Raw genomic sequence first — 17,329 nt, 5'->3', positions numbered from 1 at the left:
CAGAGAGTGACCTAGACCGGCAGGATCGTCAATCGGCTGGTGGCAGAGGCGGTTGCGGGTTGTTGGGCACCAGTATCAGCTCGCCCTGCTCTATCCGTACGCTGGCCAGTCGCGAAAGCAGGTTCATGCCGATCACGTTGGTCTTGCCCAGCCCCGGCGCGATCACGGCATCCAGCCCGCTGGCATAGACGTTGCCGAAACGCAGGCTCTCGATGCTGGTCATGTAGGCTGCGACCGTGCCGTTGGCGGTCTGCAGGCGGATCGGCAGGCCGCCGTCGCGCGCCTCCAGTCCGGTAAGCTCGGCCGTTTCCTCGCTGACGGCGGTCAGCGTGGCGCCGGTATCGACGAGAAACGGCACGCGCTGGCCGTTGACCTCGGCCTCCAGCCAGTAGTGGCCGTCGCGCGACAGCGGGACACGCGTTTCGCCGCCCTCCACCACCTGTTCGGGCAAGCCGATCTCGGGCACGGCCATGGAGAATCGCGGGTCAAGCCGCGAGAGTTGCAGCACCACCAGCACCAGCACGCCCATGAGGACAAAGGTGCTGCCGAAGCGCAGCAGACGGCCCAGTGGTGGAACGCGCTTTACCAGCACGGAACCCAGCACGCCCGCCGCCATCGCGCCCACCGCCGCCATCAGCAGGCCCGATTGCGGTATCTCGCGAATGGTCAGGGCAAGCTGCTCGAAGATGGCGGCAAAATCCATGTGGAGGGATATAGGATTGCCGGCGATCAATTGCGACAGTCAGTCGTGAGGCACGTCGATCTGCTGGGCCGGGACGCCATAGCTTACCGCGTCCACTTCCAGGCCATCGGGCCAGTCGAGCAGGCGCGCGGCGGCATCGAAACCCGACTGCAGGAATTCCATCACTGCGCCATCGGGATCGTCGGCCCCTGCCACTGCCGCATAGGGCAGGACGAATTCGCCGAGATCTCCATGCCAATAGGCGGCGGCGGGCAGGATTGGTTCCTTTGCCAGTCCTTCGGGAGAGGGATAGGCGTATGTGTAGAACGCGGCTTCGTCGACGCCGTTGCCACCGGGCCAGAAGCCCGCGCTGATCACCTCATGGCTGTAGGCATCGCGGGTGACGGCATCGGGCAGCGCGGGGAAGCCGCCAGGGTGCGGCGGCGCGCGGCGTCCGGAAAACCGCGTGACGGCGAGGTCGAAGCTGCCCCAGAACAGATGGCTGGGCGAAGTCTTGCCCAGATAGAGCGACCTGAATCGCGCGAATGCCCTGTCCGCGCAGACGAATGCGCGGTGCAGGCGAAGGGCGACATCGTCGTTCCAGTCGCGCGCTTTCGTGTCGAGGTGGAAGGGCACGGGGTCCGGCACCTCGTTCGGCCCGCCGTGCAGCGGGGCCGGAAGGCGAGCCTCGGCCAGCAGAGCCCCGAGATCGCGGCGGACCTCGGCGACAGACTTGCCCGCAATCCCGGTGATGTAATGACCTCCGTCGCTGCATCGGATCACGATAGCGGCATCGCGGACATCCAGTTCGACTGTGAAGGTACGACCGTCTTTCGCCGGCATGGGCCGCGTCCGGTAGCCGTGCGGCTCGATGCGCAGGGCCACGTGCCAGCCATGCGCGATCCAGGGCAGCAGGCGAGTGGGCAGCTTGCCGATCAGTTGCAGTATCGCGTGGCAGGTCTCGTAGGTCGAGCGCTCGGCCGCGTAATCCAGCCGGGGCCAGGTGCCCGGGTCCTGCGTCACGGCGCCGCTCGCGGAATGGTCGCTTCGGCGAGAATGACGGAGAAGCGCCCCTTTTCGTCCGTCCAGCGCGCAATCGGCGTCCAGTGTCCGGCCAGCAGCAGGGTGTTGGAGCTGCGCGCGTCGAACTTGTGGCTGTTCTCGGTGTGGATCGTCTCGCCCCGGCGCATCGTGAATTCCTCGCCCGCCACGCTGAAGGAGACGTCGGCATCGGCGACCAGGTGCATCTCGATGCGCGCGAAAGTGTCGTTCCAGCGCGCCTCGTGATGGAACTGCTCGATGGGAAAGGTACCGTCCAGCTCGCGATTGATGCGGTGCAGAAGGTTGATGTTGAAGGCCGCCGTCACCCCTTCCGCATCGTCGTATGCGGCTTCCAGCACCTTCTGATCCTTGATCAGGTCCATGCCGATCAGCAGCATGGCATTGTCGCCCAGCGTCTCGCGCATGGATCGCAGCAGGTCCACTGCCGTGCGCGGCACCATGTTGCCGATGGTGGAGCCGGGAAAGAAGCCCAGCTTGGGCATGTCCGCGACTTCCGGGGGCAGCTCGACACGGCGGTTGAAGTCGGCCTCCACCGGATAGACCGGCAGGCCGGGAAACTTGGCCGAAAGCTCGGCCGCGGCCGCGCGCAGGAAATCGCCCGCGATATCCAGCGGCACGTAGGCGCCCGGTTCGATGGCCCGCAGCAACAGCGGCGTCTTTACCGAGGAGCCGGAGCCGAATTCCACGACCGCGCGGCCCGGCCCCACTGCCCTTGCGAATTCATCGCCCCGGTTCTCAAGGATTTCCGTCTCCGCCCTGGTGGGATAATATTCCTCGACCCGGGTAATATCCTCGAACAGCTGCGATCCGGCATCGTCGTAAAGCCAGCGCGCGGGAAGCGCCTTCTGACCCTGGCGCAGCCCCGCCAGCACGTCAGCGCGAAAGGCGCGGTTGACGCCGTCCTCGTCCAGGTCGACCAGCTTGATACCCTGGTTTTCGGCCATCAGATGTCCTTTGCCAGCCTCAGGCCGGTGAACTGCCACCGCTGCTGAGGATAGAAGAAATTGCGGTAGCTGGGGCGCGAATGACCGCGAACGGTGGCACAACTGGCCCCTTTCAGCACCCACTGCCCTGACATGAACTTGCCGTTGTATTCGCCTACCGCCCCTTCGGCCGGCTTGAAACGCGGATAGGGCAGATAGGCGGAACGGGTGAACTGCCATACGTCACCGAACAGCTCGCCGGTTCCCACGGGCGCAGGCGCTGCTGCCTCGTCAAGCTGGTTGCCGGCGCCGGCATCGAACCGGTGATCGCTGTCCGGCTCGTTCTGCCCGCGCGCCACGGCTTCCCATTCGAATTCGGTCGGCAGGCGCGCGCCAGCCCAGCTGGCGAAGGCATCGGCCTCGTAATACGAGATGTGCGCCACCGGCGCATCGGGGTCGCGGTCCTGCCAGCCGGAATGGGTGAAGTGCTGGCCGTCGCGCCAGTAGAGCGGCGCGGTGATATTGCAGCGATCGATCCAGGCCCATGCGTCCGACAGCCAAAGCCGATGATCGCTGTAGCCGCCGTCGGCGATGAACTCGTCCCACTCGCCGTTGGTCACCAGCCGCCGCGAAAGGGCGAAGGGTTCCAGCAGCGTGCGATGCACCGGCCCCTCGTTATCGAAGGCGAATCCATCCGACTGGTGACCGATGCGGGCGATGCCGCCGGGATGCGAAATCCAGCCGTCGTCCTGCCTGGCCTCGCGCCGGGGTGCGCCGGGCCACATGGCCGGGCCCAGCGGGTTCTTCGACAGGGCATGCTTGATGTCGGTCAGCAGCAGTTCGATGTGCTGCTGTTCGTGGGCGACGCCAAGCTCGATCAGGTCGGTGTGCCGTTCGTCGCCTAGCAGGGGCTCCATCGCCGCGTTCACGTGCGCGCGCCATTCGAGAACCTCGGCAAGGGTCGGGCGCGTCACCAGGCCGCGCTGGCTGCGCAGCATGCGCGCGCCCTCGGCCTCGTAATAGGAATTGAACAGGAACGGCCATTCCTCGTCGAAGAGCTTGTAACCGGGCAGCCGGTCACGCAGCAGGAATGTTTCCCAGAACCACGTCGTGTGCGCCGCATGCCACTTGGCGGGCGAGGCATCTTCCATCGACTGGATCGTGGCATCGGCCTCGCTCAGCGGTTCGAGCAGGCTTTCCGTCAGGTGGCGGGTGGCAGAGAATCGATCTGCCAGCGAAGGCGTGGACCGGTCGCCATGGTGGCGGGTATTGGCTTGGGGCAATGCCCTCTCCCGTCGTCGGTTGTCCTCGTCCTACGCATGAATGACCGATCGGGTTTCCGATTGAAACCCCGACTTTCGACCCACCTGTCCTCTAGCCAAGGATTATTCGGCGGCTTCGCGCGCCTCGCCAAGCTCCAGGTTCAGCATTTCTGCGAGCAGGAACGACAGTTCCAGCGCCTGCGCCGCATTGAGGCGCGGATCGCAGTGCGTGTGGTAACGGTCGGCCAGACCGGCATCGGTGATGGCGACGGACCCGCCGGTGCACTCGGTCACGTCCTGCCCCGTCATCTCGACATGGATGCCGCCCGCGTGGGTGCCTTCGGCCCGGTGAACCGCGAAGAAGCCGCGCACTTCGGACAGGATGCGATCGAACGGGCGGGTCTTGTATCCGCTGTCGGACTTGATGACGTTGCCGTGCATCGGGTCGCAGCTCCACACCACCGGCTGGCCTTCGCGCGCGACCGCGCGCACCAGCGGCGGCAGGCCTTCTTCCACCTTGCCCGCGCCGAAACGGCTGATCAGCGTGATCCTGCCTGGCTCGCGCGCGGGATTGAGAACGTCCAGCATCTCCAGCAGCGCGTCGGGCTCCAGCGAAGGGCCGCATTTCACGCCGATCGGGTTCTTCACCCCGCGCAGGAATTCGACATGCGCGCTGTCGATGAAGCGGGTGCGGTCGCCGATCCACAGGAAGTGGGCGGAGGTGTCGTACCAGTCGCCGGTCAGCGAATCCTGACGGGTCATGGCCTGCTCGTAAGGCAGCAGAAGCGCCTCGTGGCTGGTGTAGAAGCTGGTCGCCTTCAGATGCGGGTCGTTCTCGATGTCGACGCCGCAGGCCTCCATGAAGTCCAGCGATTCGCCGATGCGGTCGGCGATCTGCTGGAATTCCCTGGTCCAGGCGCTGCGATCCATGAATTCCAGCGTCCACTGGTGAACCTGACGCAGGTTGGCATAGCCGCCGCCGGCAAAGGCGCGAAGCAGGTTCAGCGTTGCCGCGGACTGCGAATAGGCGCGCACCATGCGCTGCGGATCGTTGGTGCGTGATTCCGGGCTGAACTCGATGCCGTTCACGTTGTCGCCGAAGTAGCTCGGCAGCGTCACGTCGCCCTTTGTCTCGGTATCGGAACTGCGCGGCTTGGCGAACTGGCCGGCCATGCGACCGACCTTCACCACAGGCATCTTGCTGGCGAAGGTCAGCACCGCCGCCATCTGCAGGATCACGCGGAAGGTATCGCGGATATTGTTCGGGCCGAATTCGGCAAAGCTTTCCGCGCAGTCGCCGCCCTGCACCAGGAAGGCTTGACCGGCGGCAACCTGCGCCAGGTGGTTCTTCAGCTCGCGCGCTTCACCCGCGAACACCAGCGGCGGAAAGCCGGACAGCGTTCCTACTGCATCGGCCAGGGCCTCTGCATCTTCGTATCGGGGCAGGTGCTTCGCGGTGAAGCGGTCCTGCTTCCAGCTTTCGGGTGTCCAGTCGTGTGCCAAGTCAAATCTCGTTCAAGCGCGCCCGATCCCCGCCGGGCCAGTCAACTCATATTGTCGGGGAAGTACATTTCATACTCCCCCACCCGGCGCGGCGCAAAGGTTACTTGAGAAACGGTCGTGCGCGGGGCGCTAGCGTCCCGCTGTCGTGTTGAGCGCAGCCCCGCCCTCGCCTTCCGGCAGAACGGAAATGCGCAGACCCGGTCGCGAGACGAGATAGCGCTGCGCCAGCGCCTGCAGTTCCTCGGGCGTGGCGTTGGCATAGTCGCTGTAGAGCGATTGCAGGTAGATCGCCCGGTTGCGGTCCTGTGCCGAACCCTCGAGCTGGTTGAGCCAGAAGGTGTGGCCGGTGCTGGCGCGTTCGATGCGCTGGCGCACCGGCTCCACCACGCGGGCCAGTTCGTCCGTCGTCGGGCCGTTCTGGGCCAGATCCTCGACGATCATGTTCGCCTCTTCGAAGAAGGCGGGCACCAGCGAGGGATCGAGTTGCACGAGCGCGAAGATCAGCCCGCCCGTGTCGGTATCCAGCGGCCAGCTGGACGTGACGAACGGCGCATAGGCGGCGCCCGCCCGCTCGCGCAGACCGTCCATCAGGCGGATGGAGAAAATCTGCGCCAGCAGGTCCAGCTTGCGGCTCTGCACCAGGCCCTCCGATCCGCCGGCCGTGGGCCATGCGATGACGGCAGCGGCCTGATCGGAATCGCCCTCGTGGGTCAGGCGAACCGGTCCGCTACCGATCTCGGGGAACGGCAGGTCGCGGTCGGCGACTTCGGGGGTCAGCGGCATGCGCGGATCGATCGCGCCGAAGGTGCGCGACAGCGCCTCTATCGTCTCCTCGCGGTCGATATCGCCGAAAACGGCCACTTCCACAGGGCCCTGCGCCAGCAGGCGCGACCATGTGCGGCGGAACCCTTCCGCCGTGGCCTGCTCCATCTCCTCGGGTCCGGGCGTGGCGAACCGGGGATCGCGGTCGCGCAGCAGGTAATCGAGATCGCGGTTGAGTACGCCGTTGGGGTCGCGGCTGTAGGAATCGTAGGCGAGCAGCGCGCTGGCCTTGGCACGTTCGAACGGCGCGGGGTCCCAGCCGGGGTTCTGCAGCTTGGCGGCAAACAGATAGAGCTGCGCGGCAAGGTCTTCCTGGCGCGTAAGCCCCTCGAACACGAAGGCGCCGTCGTCGATGCTGAAATCGAAGCCCAGCTTGCTGCCCGCGGCCGCGCGGTCGATGTCGTTCTGATCTAGCGGACCGACGCCCGAATTCACCAAAGCCATGGGGGCGAGATGGGCATAGGCCGCCTCGTCATCCTCGAACCCGCGCCAGCCGGCGCCGAAGCGAACCCGCACGGTAACCCGGCCCGGTTCGTTGTCACCGCTGTACAGCAGTGCGCGAACGCCGTTGTCGAATACCAGTCGCTCGATATCGAGGACTCCCAGCGGCTCGCGCACGCTGGGCAGGGTCGGCTCGCCAATGGGCGGCAGGTCGGCGAAGTCGATGGCCTCGGCATCGTCGCGGGCGGAGGCGCTGGCGACGGCGGGTCGCTCCAGCGCGGCGCGCAATTGCGCCACGTCGGCATCGCCCGGTTCCGGCGTCAGCATCAATGCACGCACCACTTCGCCGTCGAACAGTTCCTGCGTCGCTTCCAGCACCTGTTCGGGCGTGAAGCGCTCGCTTATGGAGCGGAACACCTCGAGAAAAGTCTCGGGGCTGGCCACGGCCTCGCGAATGTCTACCGCCTGCACGATCTGGTCCGCCAGCTGCGATCCGGCCTGGATGCGCGACTGTTCAACCATGTCGACGAAGGCGACGTCGAACAGCGACACGGCCTGGTCGATCTCCGCCTGGCTGGGCGGTGCGGCCACGGCATCGGCGATCACGCCGCGCACGTCGGCCAGCGCCGCTTCCCAGTTGTCGCCCAGCGGCGTGACATTGACGAGGGTGCCGTCGACGGACCGGCTGACCTTGTCGCGCCCCACCGAGGCGACGAGATAGCTGCCGCCGGCGCGGGCGCGGGTTTCGAGGCGTCGATTGACGATGGCCGCAGCCACCTGCTTCAGCAGGTTGCGCCGGTTGTATTCGAGATTGTCGACCACCTGCACCCATTCGCGCATCACGGCGTAGGTGAGTGCGCGGGTCTGGCCGGGTTCGACGATCACGTTCACCTCGCCCACCGGGTTGTCCTGATCGGCCCCCCGCGGGGCGACGGGATCACCGAAATCGGGTGCCGGCACCGGCTCTCCGGGCACCTGCCAATCGGCGAAGTGCTTTTCCACCATCGCGGCGAGCACTTGCTCGTCGGCATCGCCTACCAGCACCACGACGGCGTTCTCGGGGCGATACCAACGCTGGTGAAACGCCTGCACCGCCTCTGCCGTGGCGCCTTCCAGCGTTTCCACGGTGCCGATCGGGCTGCGCTCCGCCAGGCGCTGGCCGGCGAACAGCGTGGCGGTCGTCGCCTCCTGCACGCGGCGTGCCGGCCCTGCCCGCTCGCGCCGTTCCGAAAGCACGATGGGCACGTCGGTCGCCACGTTCTCGGCAGAGAGCGTGGGCTGTGTCACCATGCCGGTGAACAGGCGGATGCTTTCGTCCATGCTGGCGCGCGTGGCCCCCGGCAGGTCAAGCTTGTAGACCGTCTGCGTCGGGCTGGTGGTGGCATTGGTATCGTTGCCCAGGGCAGCGCCAAGGCGCTGGAAGTGCGGGATCGCCTCGCCCGGCCCGAAATAGACCGATTCGCGGAAGATCATGTGCTCCAGCAGGTGGGCAAAGCCGCGCTCCTGGTCACGCTCGTGGAGCGAGCCTGCATCGATGGCGACGCGCAGGCTCATCTGGCAGGGCGGAACGCCGTTCTGCCGCACCGCATAGCGCAGGCCGTTGGGCAGTTCGCCGAACAGCCACTGTTCGTCGATGGGAATGTCGGTCCCGCGATAGATCCATGGGTCGTCCGGCTGCGCATACTCGGGCGCATCGGCCTGGGTAGCGGGAATGGTGCAGGTCAGCGGCGACTGCGCCAGTGCCGGGACCGGAACGAGAAGGACGAGCGGAAGGAGAGCGCGAGCGGTGCGCGAAAGGAATGTCATGGTGCCCCATTAGGCCAGCGAGCGATGAAGCAAGGGTGAATAGGGGCGAAGAAAGCCTTGCGCCACCCGCGTCTGCCAGCCTTGCCCCGGCCATCCGGCGACCCTACATCGCATGACATGTTCATCGAAACCGAAACCACGCCCAATCCTTCCACGCTGAAGTTCCTGCCGGGACGCACGGTGATGCCGCAGGGCACCCGCGACTTCGCTTCTCCGGAAGAGGCCGAGGCAAGCCCCCTGGCACAGGCCCTGTTCGATACCGGCGAGGTGACCGGCGTGTTCTTCGGCACTGATTTCGTATCGGTAACCGCCGCCCCCGGCGTTGCCTGGGGTGACCTGAAGCCGCAGGTCGTGGCCGTGCTGCTGGACCATTTCGTGTCGGAAGCCCCGCTGTTCACCGGCGGTGATGCGAGCGGCTTCTCCGTGCCGCCCGAGGAGGACGAGAGCGACCTTGGCGACGACGAGGGCACAGAGGACATCGTGGCCCAGATCAAGGAACTGATCGAAACCCGCGTGCGCCCCGCCGTGGCGAACGATGGCGGCGATATCCGCTATCGCGGCTTCCGTTCCGGCGTGGTCTATCTGCAGATGCAGGGCGCGTGCTCCGGCTGCCCCAGTTCCACCGCCACGCTGAAGCACGGTATCGAGGGGCTGCTGAAGCACTACGTGCCCGAAGTCAGCGAAGTGCGCGCCGCCTGATACAGGCAAACCAGAACCAATCGGGCCTGCCTGCGTTGGCAGGGTGAACCCCCAATTCTGGAGACACTCCCCGCATGACCGATACCCTGTCCGATGCCGATCTCGACCTGATCTTTCGCGAAGCGCGCAGCTTCAACGGCTGGCACGACCGCGAAGTGACCGACGAGCAGATCCACGCCATCTACGAACTTGCGAAGATGGGGCCGACGTCCGCCAACCAGCAGCCCGGCCGTTTCGTGTGGTGCAAGTCGAAGGAATCGAAAGAGCGGCTGGCGAACTGTGCCAGCGAGGGCAACCAGAAGAAAATCCTGACGGCCCCGGTCTGCGTCATCATCGGTTACGATCTCGATTTCCACGAGCAGCTGCCCTGGCTGTTTCCCCACACCGACGCCAAGAGCTGGTTCGAGGGTGACGAGGACAAGCGCCGCGAAAGCGCATTCCGCAACTCCGTGCTGCAGGGCGCCTACCTGATGCTGGCTGCCCGTTCGCTGGGCCTCGATTGCGGCCCCATGTCGGGTTTCGATCAGGACGCGACCACGAAGGAATTCTTCGCCGACCAGCCGCGCTATCGCGCCGACTGGCTTTGCTCGATCGGCTACGGCGATCGCAGCACGATCTTCGACCGCAGCCCGCGCCCCGATTTCGACCGTTTCAACAGATTGATCTGACCGCCCAACCGCCCTAACCGGACGGCGTGAGGGTACTGGCAATAGATTGCGCGACCGAGGCCTGTTCGGCGGCGCTGTTCGACGACGCACGGCTGGTGGACGGGCGCTGCGAGATCATCGGGCGCGGCCATGCCGAACGACTCGTGCCGATGATCGCCGAATTGCCTGACAAGGGACGCGCCGATCGCATCGTCGTTTCGCTTGGACCCGGCAGCTTTACCGGCGTGCGCATCGGCCTTGCCGCCGCGCGGGCGCTGAGGCTGGCCTGGGGGGCCGAAGTTCTGGGCTATCCCACGCTTCATCTCGTCCGCGCCCGCGCGTGCGAGGCTGGACCGCGTGCGGTGACGGTGTGCATGAACGGCGGCCACGGCGAATATTTCGTCCAGAACTTCTCCGCTGACGAAGGGGCGGAGGACGAAGTTCGGTCCCTTACGCCGGAACAGGCCGTGCAGGCCGCGCGTCACCGGGTGATCGCCGGCAATCGCGCGACCGAACTCGCGGCCCTGCTCGGCGACGAGCGCGAGGCGCTGGACCTGCTGCCCGACGCACGGCACGCCAACCTGCTGCAGGACCGGCAGCTTGGTGCGAATCTCACGCCCATCTACGGTCGCGGACCGGATGCGAAATTGCCGGAAGCGCGCAAGTGACCGATGCCCTCGATGCCATCATGGCGGTCATGGATGCCGCGTTCGACCATCGCTACGGCGAGGCGTGGACGCGGCGGCAGGTCGCCGACTCGCTGACCCTGCGCAATGTCTACTTCACCCTGATCGACCCCGACGGGACGCGCGATGTCGATCCCGACCGCGCGACCGGTTTCGCCCTCACCCGGCAAGTGCTGGATGAAGAGGAAATCCTGCTGATCGCCGTCATACCCGCCGTACGCGGAACTGGCGTGGGCCGAGAACTGCTGAACGAAGTAATAGAGCGGGCAAAGGATCGCTCGGTTAACCGTATTTTTCTCGAGATGCGGGACGGCAACCCGGCCGAACACCTCTATCGTCGATTCGGTTTTGAAAAAATCGGTCGCCGAGCGGGTTATTACAGGGGCGCTATTGGCGGAGCGATTGACGCGATTACTTTCGCGAAAGAAATTTAGTTAATTCGCCAAAAACGGAGAAATAATTGTGCGCGCCATTATCGTCTGAAAATTTATTGCGCAATTCACCGAATGAAGTCTTGTGATCGCACGTGAATTGCGTAAATCCCGCCGTTCCACGCTCACAAGAGCGGGTAAAAAGCAGGTCGCAATTCAGAGGAACGAATGGACAATACACAAAACGGCGTCGACGAGATGCTGATCACCCTTACCGCAGACATCGTGACTGCCCACGTTGCCAACAACAGTGTCGAGGGCGACACGCTGCCCTCGCTGATCGAGAATGTCTATGGCGCGCTGGCCGGTCTCGGCGCGGAGCAGAGCGAAGAGAATCGTCCGGAGCCCGCCGTATCGGTGCGCGCCTCCGTGAAGAACGATCATCTGGTCTGCCTGGAAGACGGCAAGAAGATGAAGATGCTCAAGCGTCACCTGATGACCGACCACGGCATGACGCCCGAGGAGTATCGCGAACGCTGGAACCTGCCGGCGGATTACCCGATGGTCGCCCCCGACTATGCCGAGAAGCGTCGTGAACTGGCGAAGAAGATCGGCCTTGGCCGCAAGCCTGGCCAGAAGCGCGGTCGCAAGAAGGCCACGGCCGATTAAGCCAGCCTCCCCGCAAGCGGTCTGACGGCCATGCTTGAGTGAAACGCCCCGTGCTACTATGGCAACGGGGCGTTTTCATTCATTTGCGGGACTTGCCTTGCACCAACAGATCGATCTCGAAGCCCTATGTGCAGAGCGTGGCCTGCGCATTACCGAGCAGCGGCGCGTGATCGCCAAGGTCCTGTCGGAAAGCACCGACCACCCGGACGTGGAAAAGGTTCACGAACGCGCCAGCGCGGTCGATCCCAAGATTTCCATCGCCACGGTCTACCGCACCGTGCGCCTGTTCGAGGAAGCGGGCATTCTCGATCGCCACGATTTCGGCGATGGCCGTGCGCGCTACGAAGCCGCGCCGGAGGCCCATCACGACCACCTGATCGACGTGGAAAGCGGCAAGGTCGTTGAATTCGTCGACCCCGAGCTCGAGGCCCTGCAGAAGCAGATTGCCGAGAAACTGGGTTATCGCCTGGTCGATCACCGGATGGAACTCTACGGCGTTCGCATAGACCGCGAAGAAAAGAGCTGAGGCTCGCATTGGAGCAGGCGGCGGCTCCCGAACAAAGGCGCATCCATCCGGCCGCCTACCTGCTGATATGTTTCCGCCTCGCGCTGATGCTGATGCTGCTGCTGGTTTGCGTCCCCCTGCACTATCTGTGGCGACTGCTGGGCCTGGACCGGATGTGGCCGCGCGTATTCCTGTCCGGCATCGGAGCCATTGCAGGCCTTTCCCTCCGGCGGCACGGAAAGCGGGTGCCTGGTGCCCTGCTGCTGTCCAACCATGTCAGCTGGCTCGACATTCCCGCCCTGTCGCACGCGGCCAACTCCGCCTTCATCGCGCACGACGGCCTGGCGCAGTTCGGTTTTCTCAAGTGGCTGTGCGACATGAACGAGACCGTGTTCGTCGCCCGCCACAAGCGCTCCGATATCGGCAACCAGACCGAAGCGATAAAGGAAGCGCTGAACCACGGCGGCACGCTGACCCTGTTTCCCGAAGGCACCACTAGCGACGGGACCGGCATCATCGCGTTCAAGTCCAGCCTGCTGGGCGCGCTGGAGCCTCTTCCCGAGGGGGTCGTGGTCCAGCCCGTCGCGCTGGTCTATCAAGACGTTCCGGAAATCAGCTGGGTGGGAGAGGAGCCTGGCCTCGACAACTTCCGGCGCATCCTTGGCCGGGTCCGCCCGGTCCGGCTCGACGTGCATTTCCTGCCGCCTGTCGCGGGCGACGACCTCGCCAGCCGCAAGACGATCACTTCAGCCGCGCACGACGCGATCGGCGCGGCGATCGGATAGTCTCCGCCACGCATCCAGCCCCACCTCGCTGACAATTGAACCCGCCCGCCCTTTCCCGTAAGAGCGCGCGCATCATGAAACCGACCGACACCCCCCGGACCTACAGGGTCAAGAGCTTCGGCTGCCAGATGAACGTCTACGACGGCGAGCGCATGGCCGAGTTGCTGGAGGCCAAGGGCATCACGCCGGCGCCCGATGGCGAGGCGGCGGACCTCGTGGTGCTCAACACCTGCCACATCCGCGAAAAGGCGACCGAGAAGGTCTATTCCGACATCGGGCGACTGGTGAAATCCGGTGCGGAAACTGGCAAGGAGCCGATGATCGCGGTGGCGGGATGCGTGGCCCAGGCCGAGGGCGAGGAGATCATGAAGCGCGCACCGGCAGTGGGCATGGTGGTCGGCCCTCAGGCCTATCATCGCCTGCCCGACATGCTGGACCGTGCGGTAAGGGGCGAGCGCTCCACCGATACCGACATGCCGGAAGATGCGAAGTTCGCGGCCCTGCCCAGGCGCCGCCGGGTCGCGCCCACGGCGTTCCTGACGGTGCAGGAAGGCTGCGACAAGTTCTGCACCTATTGCGTGGTGCCTTACACCCGCGGCGCGGAAATCTCGCGCCCCTTTGCAGACCTGGTGGACGAAGCCGCCCGGCTGGTGGACGCCGGTGCGCGCGAGATCACCCTGCTGGGCCAGAACGTCAACGCGTGGAGCGGCGAAGATGATCGCGGCCATGCCGTCGGCCTCGACGGGCTCGTGCGGGAACTGGCGAAGCTGCCGAACCTGCATCGCATCCGCTACACCACCAGCCATCCGGCAGACATGACCGAGGGGCTGATCGCCGCGCACGGCGAAGTCGACAAGCTGATGCCCTACCTCCACCTGCCGGTGCAGAGCGGATCGGACAGGGTGCTGAAGGCCATGAACCGCAGCCACACGGCGGAAAGCTACCTCAAGCTGCTCGACCGTTTCCGCGAGGCGCGCCCCGACATTGCCCTGTCGGGCGACTTCATCGTCGGCTTCCCCGGCGAGACGGATGCCGAATTCGAGGAAACGCTGCAGCTGGTGGATGCCGTGGGCTACGCCCAGGCTTTCAGCTTCAAGTATTCGCCGCGTCCCGGCACGCCTGCCGCCGCGATGGATGGCCAGGTCGCGAAAGAGGTCATGGACGAGCGTTTGCAGCGCCTCCAGGCCGCCCTCAACCGCGACCAGCTGGCCTTCAACCAGGCAAGCGTCGGCAAGACCTGTGACGTGCTGGTGGAGCGCAAGGGCAAGCTGCCGGGCCAGTGGCTCGGCAAGTCGCCGTGGCTGCAATCCGTCTTTTTCGAGAGCCCGGATGTCGTAATCGGCGACATGGTGCGCGCCGAACTGGCCGAAGCGGGGCCAAATTCGCTGGCGGGTCGCCTGCGCGAAACCGTCTCGGCCTAGTTCTCGCCGAAGTATTCGCGGGCCACGGCAGCCGCCAGCCGCGTCGATGGCGCATTCGGACGCAGCTCGTAGAGCGCGGTGAGATAGGCGCGGTCAAACCGCGTGAGCCCTTCGGCACCGCCTTCCTCCGGAAACAGCGAGGCGATGCTCTCCGGAGCATCGGGCCGTGCTGCTTCGTGAGGCAACAGGTTCGGTGCCAGCAGCCGCAGCGTGGCATAATCGGACAGGCGATCGATCTCCATCCCTTCCACGATGTCGGAATCGAACAGCACGGCAGCGCTTACCACGCCGCGGCTGGAGGAAAGCTCCGCGCGGCTGGGCCATTTAATGTCGTTGATGCGGGCGACCACGTTGAGACCCGTCGTAGAACCGACCATTCCGGGCACCGTCTGGGAATAGCCGATCCTGCGGCCGCCGGTGTTGCGATCTTCCTGATTGTGCCAGACGACGATATCGTCTCCGCGCGCCACCGCCGCTTCCACTTTCACCCGCTCGTCCTGCGTCATCATCTCCGGGTGGTCTTCCTTGATACGCTGATACAGCGCGGGAATATCCGAGTGAACCAGCACCTGCGCGTTCACCCGGCAGCCTTCGTCTTGAACGGCAAGCCCGATCTCCTGGGCGTTGGCGCGAATGCGATTGGCGACATATTCGTTGCCGGCCCGGTTCAGTCCGCTCACCGCCAGGCAAAGCGCGTCGAAATAGCGCGTAGCCGGCGTGTCGAGGCCGACTTCGGCGGTCATGCGACTGGCCAGGGTCCGCACGTCCCGCTCTTCCTGCGTTTCGCCTTCGACGACGATCTCGCCTCCGGACACGACATCGTCCTGCGCCACCGTTGGCGCAGCGATACAGGCCATAAAAGCAAGCAGCGCCAAGCGCCGGGATTTGCCGACAATTTTCATGCAACAAAGTTCCTTCAAACCCGGATCGACCGTGACAGAATGAAGACTTTCCACCGACGTCTTTCTATCAATAGCTTGTCATCATCGACAAGCGCCATCATCTTGAAGTCAGCAAGAACCGGAAGGAATCGCCCAGACCCACATGGCCCGCAAACCGCACCGTGATGCCGGCAACCATGCCGCCACGATCGCCCACCCCGAAGAGCGACGCGATGCTTCACGGCGCGCCCGGGTAGAGGTTTCATTCGATGACCAGGCCGTTTTGGGCGCCCTGTTCGGCGAGTTCGACGCGAACCTTGTGCAGGTAGAGAACAGGCTTGGCGTTTTCATCGCGGCACGCGGCGACACCATTTCCATCGAGGGGCGAGAGGACGACGTGGCCCGTGCCCGCGACGTGCTGGTGAAGCTCCACGAAAAGCTGCTGACCGGTCAGGAGATGGATGCAGGCGCGATCGACGCACTGATCTCCATGTCGGACGAGCCGACCCTGGAAGGGATCATCACCGGCGACGCCAAGATGCCGCCGATCATGATCCGCACCCGCAAGAAGACGATCAGCCCGCGCAGCGCCACGCAGGGCGACTACATGCGTCAGCTGGCCAGCCGCGACCTGATCTTCGCACTGGGGCCCGCGGGTACCGGCAAGACCTACCTTGCCGTGGCGCAGGCCGTCAGCCAACTCATTACGGGCAGCGTTCAGCGCCTGATCCTCTCGCGCCCCGCCGTGGAAGCGGGCGAGCGGCTGGGCTTCCTGCCCGGCGACATGAAGGAAAAGGTCGATCCCTACCTGCGCCCGCTTTACGACGCGCTTTACGACACGATGCCGCCCGAACAGGTGGATCGCCGCATCGCCAGCGGCGAGATCGAGATCGCGCCTATCGCTTTCATGCGCGGACGCACGCTGTCCGATGCCTTCGTCATCCTGGACGAGGCGCAGAACACCACGCGCGAGCAGATGAAGATGTTTCTCACCCGCTTCGGCCAAAACAGCCGGATGGTGGTGTGCGGCGACCCGCGCCAGGTGGATATTCCCGGCGGCGACCAGATGAGCGGCCTGATCGACGCCGTTAACCGCGTCGAAGGGCTGGAAGGCATCGGCGTCACGCGCTTTACCTCCGCCGACGTGGTGCGCCACCCCATTGTTGGCCGCATCGTGGAGGCATACGAAGGCCCGGCCGAAGGACGCGGCCACGCCGATTGATCTCCATCGGTGAGATTGGAGGATCGTCGCGGCTTTTAGGGGAGCGCATTTGGCCTGGCGACACTATCGTGAACAGGGGCGTCGCTGGCCATTCTACTGGTTTGGCATAAATGCCGCGCTCTATTGCGTGACGCAGCTTGTTCTGGCCTTCGTTTTGCTCGACGAAGAGCAATGGTTTGTCGTTCTTTCGATAAGCCTTACTAGCCTCGCAGCGCTTTATGCGCGGCGCACCTGCGACTCGAACGTGAGCAAGGTCTGGCGGATTTCCCTGGGATCGGTGGTTCTGCTGTGGTGGGGCTACACCCTCTTGCTGGTTTATTGGCCCGACGGCGACACAACTGTCTGCTTTGATCGGATTCGACAGACGACCTTCAGAGGACCGCTCATAAATGCGGGGCCGGACCCTTCCTGTGCAGGCATTTCTTTGAGTGGAAACTGATAATTGATGCTTCTTGAAATCGACATCGAAGACTGGCCGGAAGGTGAATGGGAGGCCCTGGCAGAGCGCGTTGCGGAGGCGGGCGGCAAGGTCGCGCCCGAACTGGCGAATCCGCGCCTCGTCACCAGCCTGCTGTTCACCAGCGACGCGCGGATTCACGAACTCAACCGTGAATGGCGCCAACGCGACAAGCCCACGAATGTCCTCAGCTTTCCCATGCTGGAGCGGACCGATCTCGTGCATCTCGACCCCGACGAAGGACCGCCCGAGATGCTGGGCGACATTGCCCTCGCCTACGAAACCTGCGCAAGGGAAGCGGAGGCAAAGGGGGCCGCTCTGGAGGACCACGCGGCCCACCTGATCCTGCACGGCCTGCTTCATCTGGCTGGCCACGATCACGAGGTTTCGGACGAAGATGCCGATAAAATGGAGGCTCTGGAGGTGAAGGCGCTTGCACTCTTGGGTATCGACGACCCATATAACGCGTCCACTTCCTGAACGGA

General features: G+C 64.8%; 18 protein-coding genes. 11 read left to right on the top strand and 7 right to left on the bottom strand.

Features of this window, described 5'->3' with window-relative positions; genetic code table 11:
* Positions 1-28 precede the first annotated feature (28 nt).
* From AAA989_RS12265 to AAA989_RS12240, 6 genes are all read right to left on the bottom strand, one after another.
* Positions 29-703 carry a retropepsin-like aspartic protease family protein gene (locus AAA989_RS12265; protein ID WP_338243960.1) on the bottom strand — a complete coding sequence of 225 codons (675 nt, stop codon included), beginning with the start codon at positions 701-703 and terminating at the stop codon, positions 29-31.
* Positions 704-742: 39 nt separating this feature from the next.
* On the bottom strand, positions 743-1,705 hold the full coding sequence (locus tag AAA989_RS12260) for a DUF5996 family protein (protein WP_338243958.1): 963 nt from the start codon (positions 1,703-1,705) through the stop codon (positions 743-745).
* Entirely contained in the window at positions 1,702-2,688 is a 987-nt protein-coding gene (egtD, locus tag AAA989_RS12255; RefSeq protein ID WP_338243956.1) for an L-histidine N(alpha)-methyltransferase, read from the bottom strand. Before egtD ends, AAA989_RS12260 begins: the two co-directional genes overlap by 4 nt.
* The gene (egtB, locus tag AAA989_RS12250) at positions 2,688-3,950 is read right to left on the bottom strand and encodes an ergothioneine biosynthesis protein EgtB (protein ID WP_338243954.1); all 1,263 of its coding nucleotides are present in this window, start codon (positions 3,948-3,950) and stop codon (positions 2,688-2,690) included. Before egtB ends, egtD begins: the two co-directional genes overlap by 1 nt.
* Positions 3,951-4,052: 102 nt before the next feature.
* Entirely contained in the window at positions 4,053-5,432 is a 1,380-nt protein-coding gene (locus AAA989_RS12245) for a class II 3-deoxy-7-phosphoheptulonate synthase (RefSeq protein ID WP_338243952.1), read from the bottom strand.
* A gap of 129 nt (positions 5,433-5,561) precedes the next feature.
* On the bottom strand, positions 5,562-8,501 hold the full coding sequence (locus tag AAA989_RS12240) for a M16 family metallopeptidase (protein WP_338243950.1): 2,940 nt from the start codon (positions 8,499-8,501) through the stop codon (positions 5,562-5,564).
* Between the two features lie 117 nt (positions 8,502-8,618).
* On the opposite strand from AAA989_RS12240, the gene AAA989_RS12235 reads away from it, so the two are divergent.
* The 8 genes from AAA989_RS12235 to miaB all read left to right on the top strand — a co-directional run bounded on the left by AAA989_RS12235 (position 8,619) and on the right by miaB (position 14,284).
* Positions 8,619-9,200, top strand: coding sequence for a NifU family protein (locus tag AAA989_RS12235; RefSeq protein WP_338243948.1), 582 nt, complete (start codon positions 8,619-8,621; stop codon positions 9,198-9,200).
* Between the two features lie 74 nt (positions 9,201-9,274).
* Complete coding sequence (locus tag AAA989_RS12230) at positions 9,275-9,868, top strand: malonic semialdehyde reductase (protein WP_338243947.1); 594 nt, start codon at positions 9,275-9,277, stop codon at positions 9,866-9,868.
* Positions 9,869-9,894: 26 nt separating this feature from the next.
* Positions 9,895-10,515 (top strand): tRNA (adenosine(37)-N6)-threonylcarbamoyltransferase complex dimerization subunit type 1 TsaB, encoded by a 621-nt coding sequence (gene tsaB, locus AAA989_RS12225; RefSeq protein ID WP_338243946.1) that lies wholly within the window; start codon positions 9,895-9,897, stop codon positions 10,513-10,515.
* Positions 10,512-10,967 carry a GNAT family N-acetyltransferase gene (locus AAA989_RS12220; RefSeq protein ID WP_338243945.1) on the top strand — a complete coding sequence of 152 codons (456 nt, stop codon included), beginning with the start codon at positions 10,512-10,514 and terminating at the stop codon, positions 10,965-10,967. Before tsaB ends, AAA989_RS12220 begins: the two co-directional genes overlap by 4 nt.
* 165 nt (positions 10,968-11,132) lie before the next feature.
* Positions 11,133-11,573 carry a Ros/MucR family transcriptional regulator gene (locus AAA989_RS12215; RefSeq protein WP_338243943.1) on the top strand — a complete coding sequence of 147 codons (441 nt, stop codon included), beginning with the start codon at positions 11,133-11,135 and terminating at the stop codon, positions 11,571-11,573.
* A gap of 97 nt (positions 11,574-11,670) precedes the next feature.
* On the top strand, positions 11,671-12,099 hold the full coding sequence (locus tag AAA989_RS12210; protein ID WP_338243942.1) for a Fur family transcriptional regulator: 429 nt from the start codon (positions 11,671-11,673) through the stop codon (positions 12,097-12,099).
* An 8-nt stretch (positions 12,100-12,107) separates the two neighbouring features.
* On the top strand, positions 12,108-12,863 hold the full coding sequence (locus tag AAA989_RS12205) for a lysophospholipid acyltransferase family protein (protein WP_338243940.1): 756 nt from the start codon (positions 12,108-12,110) through the stop codon (positions 12,861-12,863).
* Between the two features lie 74 nt (positions 12,864-12,937).
* Complete coding sequence (miaB, locus tag AAA989_RS12200; protein WP_338243938.1) at positions 12,938-14,284, top strand: tRNA (N6-isopentenyl adenosine(37)-C2)-methylthiotransferase MiaB; 1,347 nt, start codon at positions 12,938-12,940, stop codon at positions 14,282-14,284.
* On the opposite strand, the gene AAA989_RS12195 is transcribed toward miaB, so the two are convergent.
* Entirely contained in the window at positions 14,281-15,141 is an 861-nt protein-coding gene (locus tag AAA989_RS12195) for a hypothetical protein (RefSeq protein WP_338243936.1), read from the bottom strand. The genes miaB and AAA989_RS12195 overlap by 4 nt on opposite strands.
* A gap of 187 nt (positions 15,142-15,328) precedes the next feature.
* On the opposite strand from AAA989_RS12195, the gene AAA989_RS12190 reads away from it, so the two are divergent.
* The 3 genes from AAA989_RS12190 to ybeY are packed head-to-tail and all read left to right on the top strand — an operon-like array spanning position 15,329 to position 17,324.
* Complete coding sequence (locus AAA989_RS12190) at positions 15,329-16,387, top strand: PhoH family protein (RefSeq protein WP_338243934.1); 1,059 nt, start codon at positions 15,329-15,331, stop codon at positions 16,385-16,387.
* A 49-nt stretch (positions 16,388-16,436) separates the two neighbouring features.
* Positions 16,437-16,826, top strand: coding sequence for a hypothetical protein (locus AAA989_RS12185; RefSeq protein WP_338243932.1), 390 nt, complete (start codon positions 16,437-16,439; stop codon positions 16,824-16,826).
* A 6-nt stretch (positions 16,827-16,832) separates the two neighbouring features.
* Positions 16,833-17,324, top strand: a complete 492-nt coding sequence (gene ybeY, locus AAA989_RS12180; protein ID WP_338245525.1) for an rRNA maturation RNase YbeY — start codon at positions 16,833-16,835, stop codon at positions 17,322-17,324.
* Positions 17,325-17,329 lie beyond the last annotated feature (5 nt).

It is taken from the genome of Aurantiacibacter hainanensis (assembly GCF_036321025.1).
GTDB classification, from domain to species: domain Bacteria; phylum Pseudomonadota; class Alphaproteobacteria; order Sphingomonadales; family Sphingomonadaceae; genus Alteraurantiacibacter; species Alteraurantiacibacter hainanensis.
This window is presented reverse-complemented; position numbering and strand designations above follow the sequence as displayed.